Origin of the sequence: Cellulosimicrobium sp. ES-005 (assembly GCF_040448685.1) — a bacterium.
In the GTDB taxonomy this organism is placed as follows: domain Bacteria; phylum Actinomycetota; class Actinomycetes; order Actinomycetales; family Cellulomonadaceae; genus Cellulosimicrobium; species Cellulosimicrobium cellulans_G.
In genome coordinates, this window is record NZ_CP159290.1 from 4,016,278 (window position 1) to 4,034,941 (window position 18,664).

At 73.7% G+C, this 18,664-nt stretch carries 13 protein-coding genes; 12 read left to right on the top strand and 1 reads right to left on the bottom strand.

Translation table 11 applies throughout. The annotated features are described in order from the left end of the window. Positions 1-31: 31 nt before the first annotated feature. Entirely contained in the window at positions 32-1,492 is a 1,461-nt protein-coding gene (locus ABRQ22_RS18005; RefSeq protein WP_353707724.1) for an AAA family ATPase, read from the bottom strand. Positions 1,493-1,568: 76 nt separating this feature from the next. Between ABRQ22_RS18005 and ABRQ22_RS18010 the strand changes: the two genes are divergently transcribed. The 12 genes from ABRQ22_RS18010 to yjfF all read left to right on the top strand — a co-directional run bounded on the left by ABRQ22_RS18010 (position 1,569) and on the right by yjfF (position 18,434). Next, positions 1,569-2,108 carry a potassium channel family protein gene (locus ABRQ22_RS18010; protein ID WP_253055021.1) on the top strand — a complete coding sequence of 180 codons (540 nt, stop codon included), beginning with the start codon at positions 1,569-1,571 and terminating at the stop codon, positions 2,106-2,108. Positions 2,109-2,625: 517 nt separating this feature from the next. Then, a complete protein-coding gene (locus ABRQ22_RS18015; protein ID WP_353707725.1) occupies positions 2,626-5,793 on the top strand; it encodes a family 43 glycosylhydrolase in 3,168 nt (1,055 codons plus the stop codon). Between the two features lie 168 nt (positions 5,794-5,961). Beyond that, complete coding sequence (locus tag ABRQ22_RS18020; protein ID WP_253055023.1) at positions 5,962-6,699, top strand: hypothetical protein; 738 nt, start codon at positions 5,962-5,964, stop codon at positions 6,697-6,699. A 158-nt stretch (positions 6,700-6,857) separates the two neighbouring features. Then, a complete protein-coding gene (proC, locus tag ABRQ22_RS18025) occupies positions 6,858-7,739 on the top strand; it encodes a pyrroline-5-carboxylate reductase (RefSeq protein ID WP_253055024.1) in 882 nt (293 codons plus the stop codon). 35 nt (positions 7,740-7,774) lie between these two features. Beyond that, positions 7,775-8,827: a LacI family DNA-binding transcriptional regulator gene (locus ABRQ22_RS18030; RefSeq protein WP_353709577.1), complete on the top strand. Its 1,053-nt coding sequence runs from the start codon at positions 7,775-7,777 to the stop codon at positions 8,825-8,827. Positions 8,828-8,955: 128 nt separating this feature from the next. Beyond that, a complete protein-coding gene (locus ABRQ22_RS18035) occupies positions 8,956-10,626 on the top strand; it encodes an FGGY-family carbohydrate kinase (RefSeq protein ID WP_353707726.1) in 1,671 nt (556 codons plus the stop codon). After that, positions 10,623-11,393, top strand: coding sequence for an L-ribulose-5-phosphate 4-epimerase (locus tag ABRQ22_RS18040; RefSeq protein WP_253055026.1), 771 nt, complete (start codon positions 10,623-10,625; stop codon positions 11,391-11,393). The genes ABRQ22_RS18035 and ABRQ22_RS18040 overlap by 4 nt, the downstream gene beginning before the upstream one ends. Positions 11,394-11,573: 180 nt before the next feature. Then, entirely contained in the window at positions 11,574-13,082 is a 1,509-nt protein-coding gene (araA, locus tag ABRQ22_RS18045; RefSeq protein WP_353707727.1) for an L-arabinose isomerase, read from the top strand. Between the two features lie 460 nt (positions 13,083-13,542). Beyond that, complete coding sequence (locus tag ABRQ22_RS18050) at positions 13,543-14,559, top strand: ABC transporter substrate-binding protein (RefSeq protein WP_253055028.1); 1,017 nt, start codon at positions 13,543-13,545, stop codon at positions 14,557-14,559. A gap of 220 nt (positions 14,560-14,779) precedes the next feature. Next, positions 14,780-16,321, top strand: coding sequence for a sugar ABC transporter ATP-binding protein (locus tag ABRQ22_RS18055; protein ID WP_353707728.1), 1,542 nt, complete (start codon positions 14,780-14,782; stop codon positions 16,319-16,321). Continuing rightward, positions 16,318-17,376, top strand: a complete 1,059-nt coding sequence (locus ABRQ22_RS18060) for an ABC transporter permease (protein ID WP_353707729.1) — start codon at positions 16,318-16,320, stop codon at positions 17,374-17,376. Before ABRQ22_RS18055 ends, ABRQ22_RS18060 begins: the two co-directional genes overlap by 4 nt. 80 nt (positions 17,377-17,456) lie before the next feature. After that, positions 17,457-18,434 carry a galactofuranose ABC transporter, permease protein YjfF gene (gene yjfF, locus ABRQ22_RS18065; RefSeq protein WP_253055031.1) on the top strand — a complete coding sequence of 326 codons (978 nt, stop codon included), beginning with the start codon at positions 17,457-17,459 and terminating at the stop codon, positions 18,432-18,434. Positions 18,435-18,664 lie beyond the last annotated feature (230 nt).

Sequence of the window (18,664 nt, forward strand, 5' to 3'; positions counted from 1 at the left end):
AGGTCACGATCCGGTCTCGGGTCCACGGGGGTCATGTGCGCGCGAGCTCGACCGCCTCGCCGAGGTGGCGCGCGGGGAGGATCGTCATGCCCTCCACGGGGCGCGGGAACGACCCCCGCGGCACGACGGCGCGCGTGAAGCCGAGTCGTGCGGCCTCCGCCAGGCGTCGGTCGAGGCCCGTGACGGGACGGATGTCGCCCGCGAGGCCGACCTCCCCGAACGCGACGGTGCCCTGGGGCAGCGCCTCGTCCTCGCGCGCGGAGAGCACGGCGAGGGCGATCGTGAGGTCGGCGGCGGGCTCGGTGACCTTGGCGCCGCCGACGGTCGACGCGTAGACGTCCTGGTCGACGAGCCGCACGCCCGCGTGGCGGTGCATGACGGCGAGGATCATGGCGAGGCGGCTGGAGTCCACGCCGCTCGTGGTGCGGCGCGGGTTCGTCAGGGAGCTCGGCACGACGAGCGACTGGATCTCGAGGGCGAGCGGTCGCCGCCCCTCGAGGGTCACGGTGACGCACGTGCCGGGGGAACCGGCCCCGGTGTGCGAGAGGAACAGCCCGCTCGGGTCGGCGAGACCGACGATGCCGTTCTCGGTGAGGTCGAAGCAGCCGACCTCGTCCGTCGGGCCGTAGCGGTTCTTGACGGCCCGGACGAGCCGCAGGCGCGAGTGCCGGTCGCCCTCGAACTGGCACACGACGTCGACCAGGTGCTCGAGCGTGCGCGGCCCGGCGACCGAGCCGTCCTTGGTGACGTGCCCGACGAGGATCACCGGGAGGTCGCGGGCCTTCGCCGCGGCGATGAGCGAGGCAGCGACCTCGCGGACCTGGCTCACGCCGCCGGGCGCGCCCTCGACCTGGGCGGACGCGATGGTCTGCACGGAGTCCACGACGAGCAGGTCGGGCTCGGTCGCCTCGATGTGACCGAGGACGGTCGCCAGGTCGGTCTCGGACGCGAGGAGGAGGCCCGGCGCGAGGGCGCCCACGCGCTCCGCGCGCAGCCGCACCTGCCCGGCGGACTCCTCGCCCGTGATGTAGAGGACGCGTCGCGGCGTCGGCGTCGGGCGCACGGCGGCGGCGGCGCGCTCGCCGACCGGGCGCACCGTCGGCAGGTCCGACCCGCCGGCGGCGACGTTGCTCGCGACGGCGAGCAGGAGCGTGGACTTGCCCACTCCCGGCTCCCCGGCGAGCAGCACGACCGCGCCCGGCACGATGCCGCCGCCGAGGACGCGGTCGAACTCCGAGACGCCCGTGGGCGTGGCGCGCGCCGCCTCGACGCTGATCTCCCCGATCGGCCGCGCGGGGGAGCGGGTCGGCGAGACCGGGGTGGTGCGCGGCCCGGAGGCCGCGGGGGCGTCCTCGGTCACCGTGCCCCACTCCTGGCACTCCCCGCAGCGGCCCACCCACTTGGTCGTGGTCCAGCCGCACTCGGAGCAGCGGTAGGCGGGGCGGGAGCGCTTGACGGCCGCGGAGCGGGCCGCGGTGGTCGACGACGTCACGCGCCCAACCTAGCCACGGCCGCCGACACCGGCGCGACGCCGCGACGGGAACGCCCTCGCGCGGGATGCTGGGCGCATGCGCAGGCTCCCGCACGACAGCCCGTGGTGGACGCTCATCCTCACGGTCGCCTCCACGACGGCGTGCCTCACGGTCTACTACGGGGTCCCGCTGCCGACCGACGAGGCCCCCGAGGTCGTCCAGCTCGTGGTGTTCGCCGTCGGGCTGGTGCTGTTGTGCGCGCTCCTGGTGGTCCAGGTGCGCCGCCAGCTCCGCGCGTGGGGGACGCCGAGCGTCCGGGTCCAGTCGGTCATGGGGCTGCTCCTGCCGGTGGTCACGTTCTTCGCCCTCGCCTACTACCTCATGGCCGACCAGTTCGTCGGCATCGAGAACCGCACCGACGCGCTGTACTTCGCCGTGGTGACGCTCGGGACCGTCGGGTACGGCGACGTCCACCCGGTGGGCGAGGCGGCGAAGATCGTGGCGATGGTCCAGATCGTGCTCGACCTCGTCGTGGTGGGTGTGCTCGTCTCGATCGCCACGTCGCGCGCCCGCGCCCGGGCGGAGCACCGGCACGAGCACGAGCACGGGCCGCGCACCGAAAACCGGCCCGGCTGAGTTTCTTCCGCCGCGCGGCGGGCGCTGCTGGCCCCGACCCGTCCGTGCGCAGCATCCTGCGGTTCGGAGCGCTCGGCACGGGCGCGCTCGCGGTGCCGTCCGAGACCGCCCGGCAGCAGATGACCGAAAACCATTGCGATCCCATTTCTGTCTGTGGCAGGGTCGGCACCGGACGACCGGCTCGACGACGAGAGGTGCACGCCCGTGACGACGCGAGCGCGACGACGGCCCGCACGCGACACCCCTGAGGTGCGCGCCGCCGTCGGCCCGCCCGGTAGGGCTGCCATCCCGCGCACGACGACGGTGCCGTGACGACGGCGGTGACGCGTCCGACCCCCGCCCGCGGGGGCGTCACCGCCCGTCAGCAGGGCACACGGCCGACCTGCCCGCCGGCACGGGCTCCACGACCGTGCGCCCCGGGGGCCGAGGGAACTCCCGGGGTGCACGACCTCCACGCAGAACCTCTGGCCCGCTCCGTGCAGGTACGAGAGCGGCCCGACCGTCAGGAGAGCAGCCCATGACCGACAGACCGACCACCCGACCGTCGCGCGGGCGCAGCCCCGCCCGCGGCGCGCTCGCGAGCGTGCTCAGCGCCGGCCTGGCGCTCACCGGGCTCGCGGCCACCGCGGCTCCGGCCGCCGCCGCGGAGCCGTACACGTTCACGAGCACCGAGAACCCGATCCTCGGCGACGGCAGCTACTACTCGGCCGACCCGGCGCCGCTCGTCGTCCCCGCGGGCGCGCCCGGCAACGAGACGGGCGAGGACGAGCTGTACGTCTACACGGGCCACGACGAGGCCGGCCCGACGCGCAACGACTTCGTCATGAACGAGTGGGGTGCGTTCGTGACGAGCGACGTCGACGCGGGGGAGTGGACGCACCACCCGTCGCTCATGCGGCCCGAGGACGTGTTCGACTGGGCGACGCCGGGCCGCGCGTACGCGGGGCAGGTCGTCCAGGGCGTCGACGGGCGCTACTACTGGTACGTCCCCGTGAACGAGGCGGACAGCCCGGCGAGCGACGCGTTCGGCATCGGCGTCGCGGTGTCCGACACCCCGACGGGCCCGTGGACCGACCACGTCGGCGGGCCGATCATCTCGCAGCGCGTCCCGACCCCGAACACGATCCACAACATCGACCCCACGATCCTGGTCGACGGCGAGGGCGACGACGCCCGCGTCTACGTCTGGTGGGGCAGCTTCTCCAACCTGCGCATGCTCGAGCTCGCGCAGGACATGAAGACGCCCGTCGGTCAGGTCCGCACGGTCACGGGGCTCACCGGGTTCTTCGAGGCCGCGTGGGCGTTCGAGCGGAACGGCACCTACTACATGGCGTACGCGGGGAACAACGCCGGGCCGACGTCGTCGTGCACCCCGGCGAACTACCACGCGTGCATCGCGTACGGGACGGCGACCTCGCCCGAGGGGCCGTGGACCTACCGCGGCACGGTCCTCGCCCCGGTCTCGTCGACGACGAGCCACCCGGGCATCCTCGAGTTCGACGGCGAGTGGTGGATCGCCTACCACACGGCCGACGCCGAGGGCGGGAACCACTTCCGGCGCTCGGTCGCGATCGACCGCGTCGAGTGGGACGACACGCAGTCGCCGCCCCGCATGAAGCAGGTCGTCACGACGCCCGCGAAGGTCAAGGACACGACGCCGCGCGCGAACGTCGCGCAGGAGGCGACGGTCACCGTCTCCAACGAGCCCGTCCCGACCCAGTACTGGAAGAAGGCGCTCAACGACGAGATCGTGCGGCCCAACCCCTTGCCCCCGGACATGTGGGGCACGTGGACCGGGAACAACCCGCCGCAGCAGTGGGTGCAGTACACGTGGGACCAGCCGATGCGTCTCGCCGGGTCGCAGATCGAGTTCTGGAACGACCAGCCGCAGGGCACGGGCGTCGGCGTCGCCGCCCCGGCGTCGTGGCGCATCCAGTACTGGGACGCCTCCGACGGCGGGGCGTGGGTCGACGTGGCGAACCCCAGCGCCTACGGCACCGGGACGAGCGGGTTCCAGACCACGACGTTCGACCCCGTGACGACGACGCAGGTGCGCGCGGTCTTCGACGCCTCGACCAACGGCAGCACGTACTCCGCCATCGCGGTCGAGGAGTGGAAGGTCCTGGCCGAGCAGCCCGCCGCCGTCGAGCCGACGGGCGTGACGGTCGAGGTCGGGGAGACCGACCTGCCGGGCACGGTGCCGGTGACGTTCCCCGGCGGGGAGACGCTCCAGGTCCCCGCCTTCTGGGACGAGGTCGCCGCGGACGACGTCGCCGCCCCCGGCACGTTCGACGTCGAGGGGTCCGTGCTCGGCTACGCGGGCGGTCGCGTGCGCACCGAGGTCACGGTGGTCCCCGCCGAGCCGGCCGAGGGTGACGAGACCGCTCCGACGCTGACGCTCACGCCGCTGGGCAGCGCCGGCAGCGACGGGTGGTTCCGCTCCGACGTCCGCGTCCGGGTCGACGGTGCCGACGACTCCGGCGGGCGCGTGGTCCTCACGACGACCGTGGACGACGGCGCGCCCGTCACCACGGAGCCGACCCGGTCGACCGAGGTCGCTGTCATGGGCGACGGCGCGCACCGGGTCGTCGCGACGGCCGCGGACCGTGCGGGCAACGTCTCGCCGGAGGCGGCCCTCGACGTCCGGATCGACCGCGTGGCGCCGGTCAGCACGGGCGTCCTCGACCCGGCGGCGCGCACGGTGACGGTCACCGCGACCGACGCGACCTCCGGGGTCGCGCGCGTCGAGTACGCGATCGGGACCGGTGCGTGGCAGCCGTACGGCGGTCCCGTGGCCGCCCCGGACGCGAACCAGCACCGGGTGTCGTTCCGCGCGGTCGACGCCGCGGGCAACGCCGAGACGCCGAAGGCCGTGACGGTCCCCGCGGACGTCTCCGGACCGCTCACGGGCAACGTCGCGCCGATCGCCACGGCGAGCGCGTCGTACACCGCCGGGTGGAACAGCGTCGGCGCGCTCAACGACGGCGCCGACCCGGCGAACCCGAGCCAGGCCCAGATCTGGGGCACGTGGTCCGGGACGCGGCCGGCGACGCAGTGGGTCCGGTACGACTGGTCGCGCCCGATCCGCCTCACGGGCGCGGAGCTGAAGTTCTGGCGGGACTCGGACCCGGGGAGCGGGGACGGCGTCGTCCGCCCCGACTCCTGGGTGCTGGAGTACTGGGACGACACGGCGCAGGCCTGGACCCCCGTGGCGAACCCGTCCGGGTACGGCACGAGCACGACCGCCTTCAACACCGTGACGTTCGACCCGGTCACCACGTCGCGCCTCCGGGCGACCTTCGCGGCGAACGGCAACGGGACGACGTACTCGGCGGTCGCCGTCACCGAGTGGCGCGCGTTCGCGGACGACCCGGGCACGGGCGGCCCCGAGCCCGAGCTCCCGGTGACGGTCACCGCGCAGGCGCGCTGCCTCGCCGGCAAGGCCTACGTCGCCGTGGTCGCCACCCACGACCACGACGCGCCCGTCGACGTCGTCGTCGAGACGCCGTACGGGACGCGGTCGTTCCCGGCGGTGGAGCCGGGCAAGAGCGCCTACCAGTCGTTCGCCGTCCGCGCGACGACCGTCGAGGCGGGCGCCGTGGTCGTGCGTGCGACCGGCACGGTCGACGGCACGGAGGTGACGACGGAGACCGGGGCGGAGTACGCCGCCCTGGGCTGCGGGTGACGATCCCGACCCCGCCCGGGGCATGACGGGCGGGTGAACCCGTCCGCGCGTGCCCGACACCCCGCGTCAGCGCGAGGGGTCGGGCACGCGCGCGTCCTACTCTTGGCCGCAGGGGCCCCGGCCGAGCGGACCGGGCCGCGAGGACCGAGAGCAGCGGAGGTAGGCGCGATGAGCCAGTCGCCCGGCGGGAGTCCGACGGGACGAGCGCCCGCACCCGCGCGACCGGGGCAGGGCCCCGCGCGACCGGGGCAGGGCGCGGCCGCGCGCCGCCCGGGCGACGCGGTGGGCGCGAGCGACCGCCGCCACTCGCGGCCCTCCTCGGCGGCCGTCTACCGCCGCCGACGGCTCGTCGTGCTCGTCGGCCTGGTGCTCGTCGTCGGTCTCGTGGTCGCGCTGCTCGCCTGGGGCTGGCCGGGTTTCGCCCGGGCCGACGCGGAGCCCGCGCCCACGGTGACCGTGACGGCTGACCCGCCGACCCCGACGCTCGAGCCCGTCGCGCGCACGGGGACCTCCGCGTTCGCCCAGGCGCTCCCGGACACGGTGCTCGACCTGGTGCTGCGCAGCGACGCGGCGACGGACGCGTGGTCCACGGCGCGGGCCCTCGAGGCGTACGAGCTCGTGTACGCGGACGGCGAGGGCGACGACGCCACGACGGTCACGGTGGTCGCCGGGCAGTGGCCGACCGTCGCGGAGGCGGAGACCGCGGCGAGCGACCTCGTCGCAACGGCCGGCGAGCCGACGGACACGGGCGACGTCGAGGTCGCGGGCGAGGTCGCCGGCACGTACGCGGTGACGCCCGCCGCCGACGGGCAGGCGACCGTCACCTGGACCAACGGCACCGCCGTCCTCCAGGCCACCGGGCCCGCCGACGTCGTCACCGAGGTGTACTCCGCCTATCCGCTGTGACCCCGCTCTGACCCCGACCCGACGCGGTCCGGACGCCGTCCGAAGCCCTGCGGGCGCCCTCCCCCCGGGGCGTACGGCGCGCGGCGGTCGCCCCGCGGTCCCGCGCACCCGCCGGGTGCGCAAGAATGCCCTCACCGACCACCGGGAGCTGATCGCCCATGACCGACCGTCCGACTCCGTCCGTCCCTGAGCGACCGCTCGCCGTCCTCGGCACGGGCGTCATGGGCGAGACCGTCCTCGCGGGCGCGCTCGCGTCGGGCTGGGACCCCGCCGACGTCGTCGCGACGGTGCGCAGGCCGGAGCGGGCCGAGGAGCTCGCGGCGCGCCACGGGGTCCGGACGACCCAGGACAACGTCGAGGCCGTGCGCGGCGCCGGCGTGGTGGTCGTCGCGGTCAAGCCGAAGGACGTCGCCGCGCTGCTCGACGAGGTCCACGACGCCGTCGGCGCCGGGGCCGTCGTGGTGAGCGTCGTCGTCGGGCTGCCCACGTCCTTCTACGAGGACCGGCTCCCGGCGGGCACCGCCGTCGTGCGGGTCATGCCGAACACGCCGTCGGTCGTGGGCGCCGGGGTGAGCGCCGTGAGCGGCGGCGCCGCCGCGGACGACGACGACGTCGCGCTCGTCGAGCGCCTGCTGTCCGCGACGGGGCTCGTCGTGCGCGTCGCGGAGAAGGACCAGGACGCGGTCGGGGCGCTGTCGGGCTCCGGCCCGGCCTACGTCTTCTACGTGATCGACGCGCTCGCCGAGGCGGGGGTCCTCCTGGGCCTGACGCGCGCCACGGCGCTCGAGCTCGCGACCGCCACGGTGCACGGCGCCGCGACCATGCTGCGCGAGACCGGCGAGCACCCGGCGATCGCGCGCGAGAAGGTCTCCTCGCCCGGCGGGACGACCGTCGCCGCGCTGCGACGCCTCGACGCGGGCGGGGTGCGCGCCGCGTTCCTCGACGCTCTCGAGGCCGCGCGCGACCGGTCGGCCGAGCTCGCCGCGGCGCTCGCGGCCGCGCCCGCGCCGCGCCGCGACCCCGAGAGGGCCGGGTCGTGAGCGACGGGCCGTCGCCGCGCACCCGCCCGCCCGCGATGTCCGACGTCGCGCGGCTCGCCGGCGTGTCGCACCAGACGGTCTCGCGCGTGCTCAACGACCACCCGAGCGTGCGGTCGGAGACGCGCGACCGGGTCCTCGACGCGATCGCGACGCTCGGCTACCGCCGCAACAGCGCGGCCCGCGCGCTCGTCACGATGCGCTCGGGGACGATCGGCGTCGTGACGACGGGCTCCGCGCTGTACGGGCCGACGTCGACCCTCATCGCGGTCGAGGAGGCGGCGCGCGAGCAGGGGTACTTCGTGAGCGTCGCGACCATCCGGCGCTACGACGCGGACACGATGCACCGCGTGCTCGAGCACTTCATGGACCAGGGCGTCGAGGGCATCGTCGTCATCGCGCCGCAGACCGACGTCGCGGCGGCGGTCGACTCGTTCCGCGCCCCCGTGCCGGTCATCATGATCGCGGCGCGCGACCGCCCGGGCGAGGGCGAGGCCGCCGAGGTCGTGCGCCCGAGCGCCGGCGCGCTCGGCGCGCCGGGCGCGATCCTGTCCATCGCGGTCGACCAGCGGCTCGGCGCGCGGCTGGCCACCGAGCACCTGCTCGGCCTCGGGCACCGCACGGTGCTGCACCTGTCCGGCCCGCTCGACTGGTTCGACGCGCGCGAGCGCGAGACGGGCTGGCGCGCGGCGCTGGAGCAGCACGGCGCGCCCGTGCCCGAGCCCGTGCGCGGCGACTGGTCCTCCGACCGCGGCTACGCCGTCGGGAAGGAGCTCGCGGACGCGGTCCGCGCGGGCGACGGGCCGACCGCGGTCTTCGCCGGCAACGACCAGCTCGCGCTCGGCCTGCTCCGGGCGTTCTGGGAGCAGGGCGTGCGGGTGCCGAGCGACGTCTCGGTCGTCGGGTTCGACGACGTCGCGGGCGCGGGGCACTTCATCCCGCCGCTGACGACGGTGCGCCAGCCGTTCGGCTCGCTCGGGCGCCGGTGCATGGGGATGATGATCGACGCCCTGTCCGGCGCGACCGTCCGGCCCGTCTCCATCCCGCCCGAGCTCATGGTCCGCGAGAGCACGGCGACGCCGCGCGGCTGACGTCGCGCGCTCCGACCGCGAGGCATCTGCGAGCACCCGCTCCGGGGGAGTTGGCCTCGCTGGTTGTGAGCGCTAACATTCGAGAAGACACACGACCGAGCGCGACGCCGCGACGAGGAGAAGCAGCAATGGTGCAGCAGGACGAGGCCGGTCGCCGTCGGGCGGCCGTCGTGGCAGGGGAGACCGCGCTCGGGATCGAGCTCGGGTCGACGCGGATCAAGGCGTGCCTCGTGGACGGCGACGGCACGCCGCTCGCGAGCGGCAGCCACGCGTGGGAGAACAGGTTCGAGGACGGCACGTGGACGTACTCGCTCGACGCCGTCGAGGCCGGGCTGCGCGACTGCTACGCGCGCCTCGTGGACGACGTCGAGGCGCGGTACGGCGTGCGGCCCACGACCTACGGCGCGCTCGGCGTGTCCGCGATGATGCACGGCTACCTCGCGTTCGACGCGGACGGGGAGCCGCTCGTCCCGTTCCGCACGTGGCGCAACACGTCGACCGGGCCGGCCGCCGCCGAGCTCACGGAGCTGCTCGGGTACAACGTCCCGCTGCGCTGGTCGGTCGCGCACTGGTACCAGGCGATCCTCGACGCCGAGCCGCACGCGGCCCACGTCGCGTCGCTCACGACGCTCGCCGGGTACGTCCACCGGCGGCTCACGGGCCGCCACGTGCTCGGCGTGGGCGACGCGTCCGGCATGTTCCCCGTCGACCCGGCGACGCGCGACTACGACCAGGCGCTCCTCGCGCTCGTCGACGAGCGCGCCGCGACGCACCGCGCAGGCCCGAAGCTCGCGGAGCTCCTGCCCGAGGTCCTCGTGGCCGGCGACGACGCGGGCCGGCTCACGGCCGAGGGCGCGGCCTGGCTCGACCCGTCGGGCGCGCTGGCCCCCGGGGTGCTGCTGTGCCCGCCCGAGGGCGACGCGGGCACGGGCATGGTCGCCACCAACGCCGTCGCACCGCGCACCGGCAACGTCAGCGCGGGCACGAGCATCTTCGCGATGGTCGTGCTCGAGCGCCCGCTCGGCGGCGTGCACCACGAGCTCGACCTCGTGACGACGCCCGCGGGCGACCTCGTCGCGATGGTCCACTGCAACAACGGCGCGAGCGAGCTCGACGCGTGGGCGGGCCTGCTCGGCGAGCTGGCCGCGGCCGTCGGCAGCGACGCGGGACCGGACGACGTGTTCGGCGCCCTCTTCCGCGCCGCGCTGGACGGCGACGCGGACGGCGGCGGGCTGCTGGCCTACAACTACCTCGCGGGCGAGCCGATCACGGGCCTCGCGGAGGGGCGGCCGCTCGTCGTGCGCACGCCCGGGAGCCGGCTCACGCTCGCCAACTTCGCGCGCACGCAGGTCTACGGCGCGTTCGGGACGCTCGCGCTCGGCATGCGGGTCCTCGCGGCGGAGGGCGTCGCGATCGACGGGATGCTCGCGCACGGCGGCATGTTCCGCACGGCCGGCGTCGCCCAGCGCATGCTCGCCGCGGCGATCGACGCGCCGGTGAGCGTCGGGCGCACGGCGGGCGAGGGCGGCGCGTGGGGCATCGCGGTGCTCGCCGGGTTCGCACGCGACCGGGCGTCGGGCACCGCGTCCGGGTCTGCGGACGGCGTCGCCGGCCACGACCTCGGCGCGTACCTGCGCGACCACGTGTTCGCGTCCGCCCAGATCGAGACCGTCGCGCCCGACCCGGCCGACGTCGCCGGGTTCGCGGCCTACCTCGACCGCTACGCCGCGGGGCTCGCCGTCGAGCGCGCCGCCGTGGCGGCACTGCCCGCCCGCACCGAAGGAGAGGACCCCGCATGACCACGCCCACCCCGGCCGCGGACGTCACGGCACCCGCTGAGCCCGCGGTGCCCGCCGTGCCTGCGCACCTGCGCGAGGCCGTCGACGCCGCCAAGGAGCGCGTCGCGGCGCTGCACGCCGAGCTCCCGCGGTGGGAGCTCGTCGTCTGGACCGCGGGCAACGTCTCCGAGCGGGTCCGCGACACCACGCGTCCCGACGGCTCGGGCGACCTGCTCGTCATCAAGCCGTCCGGCGTCGCGTACGACGACATCACCCCCGAGGCGATGGTCGTGTGCGACCTCGACGCGGCCCTCGTCGAGGGCGACAGGTCGCCGTCGTCCGACACGGCGGCGCACGCCTACGTGTACCGGCACCTGCCGGAGGTGGGCGGGGTCGTGCACACCCACTCGACGTACGCGACCGCCTGGGCCGCGCGCGGCGAGCCCGTCCCGTGCGTCCTGACGATGATGGCCGACGAGTTCGGCGGCGACATCCCCGTCGGGCCGTTCGCGCTGATCGGCGACGACTCGATCGGGCGCGGCATCGTCGAGACCCTGCGCGACTCCCGCAGCCCCGCGGTCCTCATGCGCAACCACGGCCCGTTCACGATCGGCACGGACGCGCGCGCGGCGGTCAAGGCGGCCGTCATGTGCGAGGAGGTCGCCCGGACCGTGCACGTCAGCCGGCAGCTCGGCGAGCCCACGCGCATCGCGCAGGACGACGTCGACTCGCTCTACGCGCGCTACCAGCACGTCTACGGGCAGCAGCCCGCGCCCGGCCCGCGCTGACCACGGGTCGGTGCCGGCCCCCGGCCGTCCCGACACACCCGGCACCCGCGGCGCGCACCCGGCGCGCGGACGACGTCCCAGCACGACGCAGGACGACAGCAGCACGACATAGCACGACCACCCGGGACGGGACCGCAGCGGTGCGGCGCCCGCCTCACGACACGAGAGATGTGGACCGACATGAGCAAGCCCTACGCGGACCGCGAGATCTGGTTCCTCACCGGGAGCCAGGACCTGTACGGAGAGGAGACGCTGCGGCAGGTCGCCGAGCAGTCCCAGGAGGTCGCGCGCGCCCTCGACGCGTCGCCGGACGTCCCGGCGACCGTGGTCTGGAAGCCCGTGCTCAAGGACGCCGGCTCGATCCGGCGCGCGATGCTCGACGCCAACGCGGACGACCGCGTCCTGGGCGTCGTGACGTGGATGCACACGTTCAGCCCCGCGAAGATGTGGATCGGGGGCCTCGACCAGCTCCGCAAGCCGCTCCTGCACCTGCACACGCAGGCGAACGTCGAGCTGCCGTGGGACACGATCGACTTCGACTTCATGAACCTCAACCAGGCCGCGCACGGCGACCGCGAGTACGCGTACGTCGCGACGCGGCTCGGGGTGGCCCGCACGACGGTCGTCGGGCACGTCTCGAACCCGGCCGTCACCGCGCGCGTCGGCTCGTGGGTGCGCGGCGCCGCCGGATGGGCGGCGACGCACGAGCTGCGCCTCGCCCGCTTCGGCGACAACATGCGCAACGTCGCGGTGACCGAGGGCGACAAGACCGAGGCCGAGCTCCGGTTCGGTGTGAGCGTGAACACGTGGGGCGTGAACGACCTCGTGCGCGCGGTCGAGGAGCTCTCCGAGGCCGACGTCGACGCGCTCGTCGCCGAGTACGAGGACCTCTACGACGTGGTCCCCGAGCTGCGCAAGGACGGCGACCGGCACGCCTCGCTGCGGTACGCGGCCCGGCAGGAGATCGCGCTCGAGACGTTCCTCGAGTCGGTCGGCGCCAAGGCGTTCACGACGAACTTCGAGGACCTGGGCGACCTGCGCCAGCTCCCCGGCATCGCCGTCCAGCGCCTCATGGCCAAGGGCTACGGGTTCGGCGCCGAGGGCGACTGGAAGACCGCCGTGCTCGTGCGCGCCGCGAAGGTCATGGGCGAAGGCCTGCCCGGCGGGGCGTCGCTCATGGAGGACTACACGTACGACCTCACGCCCGGCAGCGAGAAGATCCTCGGCGCGCACATGCTCGAGATCTGCCCCTCGCTCACGACCTCGAAGCCCCGGGTCGAGATCCACCCGCTCGGCATCGGCGGCAAGGAGGACCCGGTCCGCATGGTGTTCGACGCCGACCCGGGCGTCGGCGTCGTCGTGTCCCTCGCGGACATGCGCGACCGGTTCCGCCTGACCGCCAACGTGGTCGACGTCGTGGCGCCCTCGGCGCCGCTGCCGCACCTGCCCGTGGCGCGGGCGGTGTGGGAGCCGCGCCCCGACTTCGCGACCTCCGCCGAGGCGTGGCTCACCGCGGGCGGCGCGCACCACACGGTGCTCTCCACCGCGGCCGGCATCGACGCGTTCGAGGTCTTCGCGGACATCGCCCGCACCGAGCTCCTGGTCATCGACGAGGCCACGACGCGCCGAGGCTTCCGCGACCAGGTCCGGTGGAACCAGGTGTTCTACCGCGTCGCGCAGGGCCTCTGAGCCCGTCCCGCCCTGACGCCGAGAGAGCGATCCCGGCCGAGACAGCGGCCTGCGGCACCAGTTCGCGCGCCGTCGCGGCCGTGCGTCGCTCTCTCGGCGCCGTGGGGTCTCTTGGTCGGTGCGGTCGTGACCGAACCGTGACGGGGGGTCGCTTCCCCTCGGCGCGTGTGAGCGCTAACATCGTCTCTCGGGAGGGTGTGAGCGATCACATCCGCAGGTCTGGGGCTCGGTGCCTCGGCAGGCTCCGCACGGACGGCACGCCGCAGTGTCGGGCGGTGACCACAACGGTTACCGAACGGTTATGCGGAATGCCGGGTCGGGGCTTGCGGGAGAGGTGCTGACACCGCTAGACATTGACACAAGCAAACATGTATCAACAAGAGTCAACAGCCCGACGGTGGGCTGGCACGACCCGACGACCCTCGGCACGGCGCCGAGGTCGCATCTCAAGGAGGAGAGCATGTTCAGCACGACCAAGGCGCGCACGCGTCTGACGGGTGTCCTCGCCGGCGTGGCGGTCCTCGCGCTCGCGGCGTGCAGCAGCGGGGGCGGCAGCACGGACGACAGCAGCAACGACGCGGGTGGCGACGGCGGCAGCGGCGACACGATCGTCGTCGGCTTCTCGCAGGTGGGCGCCGAGTCCGGCTGGCGCGCGGCGAACACCAAGTCCATCCAGGACACGCTCACGGCCGAGAACGGGTTCGACCTCAAGTTCTCCGACGCGCAGCAGAAGCAGGAGAACCAGATCCAGGCGATCCGCTCCTACATCGCGCAGGGCGTGGACGTCATCGCGTTCTCCCCGGTCGTCGAGTCCGGCTGGGACGCGGTGCTCGAGGAGGCCAAGCAGGCCGGCATCCCCGTGATCCTCACGGACCGCGCCGTGGACTCCGCGGACGACACCCTCTACGAGTCGTTCATCGGCTCCGACTTCGTCCTCGAGGGCGAGATGGCCGGTGACTGGGTCTCGGAGAACGTCGCGACCGAGCCCATCAACGTCGTCGAGCTCCAGGGCACCACCGGCGCGGCGCCCGCGATCGACCGCAAGACCGGGTTCGAGAACGCCACGAAGGACAACCCGAACGTCACGATCATCGACTCCCAGACGGGCAACTTCACGCGCGCCGAGGGCAAGACGGTCATGGAGGGCTTCCTCCAGGCGCACGACGACATCGACCTCGTCTACGCGCACAACGACGACATGGGCCTCGGTGCCATCGAGGCCATCGAGGCCGCGGGCCTCGTCCCGGGCGAGGACATCAAGATCGTCACCGTCGACGCGGTGAAGGACGGCATGCAGGCGCTCGCCGACGGCAAGATCAACTTCATCGTCGAGTGCAACCCGCTCCTCGGCCCGGACCTGGCGGAGATCATCAAGAAGGTCGTCGCGGGCGAGGAGGTCGAGAAGCGCATCGTCGTGGAGGACCAGTCCTTCACGCAGGAGCAGGCCGTCGAGGCGCTCCCGACGCGCGAGTACTGACCGGCTCGGCGGCCCTCTCGGAGCGATCCGCGAGGACTCCCGCCCGGCGGGGCCGGTCCACGCCGACCGGCCCCGCCACCACGGACGGGTCGCGCGCCGGGAGAGCACGTCTCCCCGGCGCGCGGCCGACGCACCACCGCCGGCATGCCGACGTCGCCGGCGTCCTGAGGCGACCCGGGGCCCGGCAGCCCCGTCGCCACCGCTGCACGGAAGGTCACCCATGACTACCGCCGTCCCCGACGGTCGACCCGTCGTCGAGATGACCGGGATCTCGATCGAGTTCCCGGGCGTCAAGGCGCTCGACGGAGTCGACCTCACGCTCCGGCCCGGAGAGGTCCACGCCCTCATGGGCGAGAACGGCGCCGGCAAGTCGACGCTCATCAAGGCGCTCACGGGCGTCTACTCGATCGACTCCGGTCGCATCGTCGTCGACGGCGCCGAGCACACGTTCTCCGGCCCGGGCGAGGCCCAGGCCGCCGGCGTCTCGCCGGTGTACCAGGAGGTCAACCTCTGCGAGAACCTCTCGGTCGCCGAGAACATCATGCTCGGCCACGAGCCGCGCCGCCTCGGCGCGATCGACTGGCGCACGACGCGCCGACGCGCGGGCGAGATGCTCGCCCGCCTCAACCTCGACATCGACCCGGCCTCGTCGCTCGCGGCCCACTCGCTCGCCGTGCAGCAGCTCGTCGCGATCTGCCGTGCGCTCGTCGTCGAGTGCAAGGTCCTCATCCTCGACGAGCCGACCTCGAGCCTCGACGCGGACGAGGTCGCCCAGCTCTTCGCCGTCGTGCGGCGGCTGCGCGACGAGGGCGTCGCGATCCTCTTCGTCTCGCACTTCCTCGAGCAGGTCTACGAGATCTCGGACCGCATGACGGTCCTGCGCAACGGGAAGCTCGTCGGCGAGTACGTGACCGCGGAGCTCCCGCGCCTCGAGCTCGTCTCCAAGATGATCGGCACCTCGCTCGAGGTGCTCGAGGAGCTCGAGGAGGCGCCCAAGCGCTCCGTGGCCGACCGCGACGGGACCACCCCGTTCGTCCAGGCCCTCGGCGTCGGCCGCAAGGGCTCGGTCCAGCCGTTCGACCTCGACGTGTACCCGGGCGAGGTCGTGGGCCTCGCCGGCCTGCTCGGCTCGGGCCGCACCGAGCTCGCGCGCCTGCTCGCCGGCGCGGACCGCGCCGACTCGGGTCAGGTGCGCGTCGGCGGCGCGCCCGCACGCCTGCGCACGCCGCGCAGCGCGATGCAGCGCAAGATCGCGTTCTCCTCGGAGCACCGCAAGGCCGAAGGGATCGTGGGCGACCTGACGATCCGCGAGAACATCGTGCTCGGGCTCCAGGCGGAGCGCGGCTGGGCGCGACGCCTGCCGAAGAAGCAGGTCGACGAGATCGTCGAGACCTACATCAAGGCGCTCGCGATCCGCCCCGGCAACCCGGACGCCCTCATCAAGAACCTCTCGGGCGGCAACCAGCAGAAGGTGCTCCTCGCGCGCTGGCTCGCGACGGCCCCCAAGCTGCTCATCCTCGACGAGCCGACGCGCGGCATCGACGTCGGCGCCAAGGCCGAGATCCAGAAGCTCGTGGCCCAGCTCGCGGGCGAGGGCATGTCGGTCGTCTTCATCTCGGCCGAGCTCGAGGAGGTGCTGCGGCTCAGCCACCGCATCGCCGTCATGCGCGACCGGGTCAAGGTCGCGGAGATCACCAACGACGAGGACGTCACGGTCGAGGACGTCGTCGAGCTCATCGCGAGCGGAGGGCAGGAGTCATGAGCACCACGGCACCCGCCTGGCAGCGCGCCGTCCAGCACCGGCTCTTCTGGCCGATCGTCGCGCTGGTCGTGCTGCTGGCGGTCAACACCATCAACCGGCCGAGCTTCCTGTCGATCCGGCTCCAGGACGGCCACCTCTTCGGGTCGCTCGTCAACCTGCTGAAGAACGGCGCGCCGCTGCTGCTGGTCGCGCTCGGCATGACGCTCGTCATCGCGACGCGGGGCATCGACCTGTCGGTCGGCGCGGTCGTCGCGATCTCCGGGGCCGTGGCGCTGAGCTTCATCGCCTCGTCGCCCTCCCCGGACAGCCTGACCACGGTCCTGGTGGCCGTCGGCATCGCGCTCGCGCTGTCGTTCGTCCTCGGCGTGTGGAACGGCTTCCTGGTCTCGGTCCTCGGGATCCAGCCCATCATCGCGACGCTCGTGCTCATGACCGCGGGCCGCGGCGTCGCGATGCTCATCACGGGCGGTCAGATCACGACGGTCAACAGCGCGCCGTTCAAGGCGATCGGCTCCGGGTTCTGGCTCGGGATCCCCGTGGCGGTCGTCCTCGCGGGCGTCGTCTTCGTGGCGGTCGCGCTGCTCACGCGCCGGACCGCGCTCGGCATGCTCATCGAGTCCGTCGGCATCAACCCCGAGGCGAGCCGCCTCGCCGGCGTCAAGTCGCGCAGCATCATCTGGACCGTCTACGCGGTGTGCGCCCTCTTCGCGGGCCTCGCGGGCCTCATGATCTCCTCGAGCACCATGGCGGCCGACGCGAACAACGCCGGTCTCTTCATCGAGCTCGACGCGATCCTCGCCGTCGTCATCGGCGGCACGTCGCTCGCCGGCGGCAAGTTCTCGCTCTCGGGCACGCTCGTCGGCGTCCTCATCATCCAGACGCTCACGCTCACGGTGACGATGCTCGGCATCTCGCCGTCGGTCACGCCCCTGTTCAAGGCGATCGTCGTCATCGCGGTCTGCCTCGCGCAGTCGCCGAAGGTGCGCGACCTGGTCGCCGCCCGACGACGTCGCGCGGCCCCGACGGCCGCCGCGGCCGCGGAGGTGAGCGCCTGATGTCCGCCGTGCAGACCCCTGCCCCGACCTCGCCGCCCGACCCCCGGGGCGCCGAGACCGCCACCCCCGGAGGCCCGAGAATGACCGAGCGACTCACGAGCCGCTTCCGCCTCGACCGGCGCTACCTCCCGGTCCTCGGCACGTTCGCGGTGCTCGCGCTCATGCTCGTCGTGGGCGGCAGCCGGTACGAGAACTTCCTCTCGGCCCGCGTCATCTCGAACCTCTTCATCAACAACTCGTTCCTCATCGTGCTCGCGGTCGGGATGACCTTCGTCATCCTCACGGGCGGCATCGACCTGTCGGTCGGCGCGGTCGTGGCGCTCTCGGGCATCACGACGGCGTCGCTGCTCCAGAGCGGCTGGCCCGTCGCCGTCGTGCTCCTCGTCTCGGTCCTCATCGGGACCGTCCTCGGCCTCGCGGTCGGGTTGATGGTGCACGTCTTCGACATCCAGCCGTTCATCGCGACGCTCGCGGCGATGTTCCTCGCGCGGGGCCTCTGCTACGTGATCTCGCTGCAGTCGATCCCGATCACGGACGAGTCGTTCGTCGCCCTGGCGGGCTGGAGCCAGGAGTTCGGCGACGGCTGGCGCATCACGACCGCGGTCATCATCGCCCTGGTCGTCGTCGCGATCGCGTTCTACGTGCTGCACTACACGCAGTTCGGCCGCACCGTGTACGCGATCGGCGGCGGCGAGCAGTCGGCGATGCTCATGGGCCTGCCCGTCGCACGCACCAAGGTGCTCGTGTACGTGGTGAGCGGCACGTGCGCCGGCATCGGCGGCCTGCTGTTCGCGATGTTCTCGCGGTCCGGCTACTCGCTCACGGGCGTGGGCATGGAGCTCGACGCGATCGCCGCGGTCGTCATCGGCGGCACGCTGCTCACGGGCGGCACGGGCTTCGTGCTCGGGTCCGTGCTCGGCGTGCTCGTGCTCGGCCTCATCCAGACGATCATCACCTTCGAGGGCACGCTGAGCTCGTGGTGGACCAAGATCGTCATCGGCGTGCTGCTCCTGGTCTTCGTGATCCTGCAGCGCGTGCTGGTCGTCAGGCGGAGGTGAGCCGTCGGTGCCGGGCCCGGCCGCCGCGGCGTCGTCGTGACGTCGTGGCGGGCGCGGGCCCGGCGCCGCGGCCGTCTGCCCGGGCGTCTCGCCCGGGTTCACCGGAGCTGGACGGGGGCCGGCACCCCTGGGTCGGCCGGGCGCACGCCCGGCCGGCGGTGTGTCATGACATGACCCTTGTCGAATGTGAGCGTTCACACTAGGCTCGGCCACGATCCTGTTAACGCTCA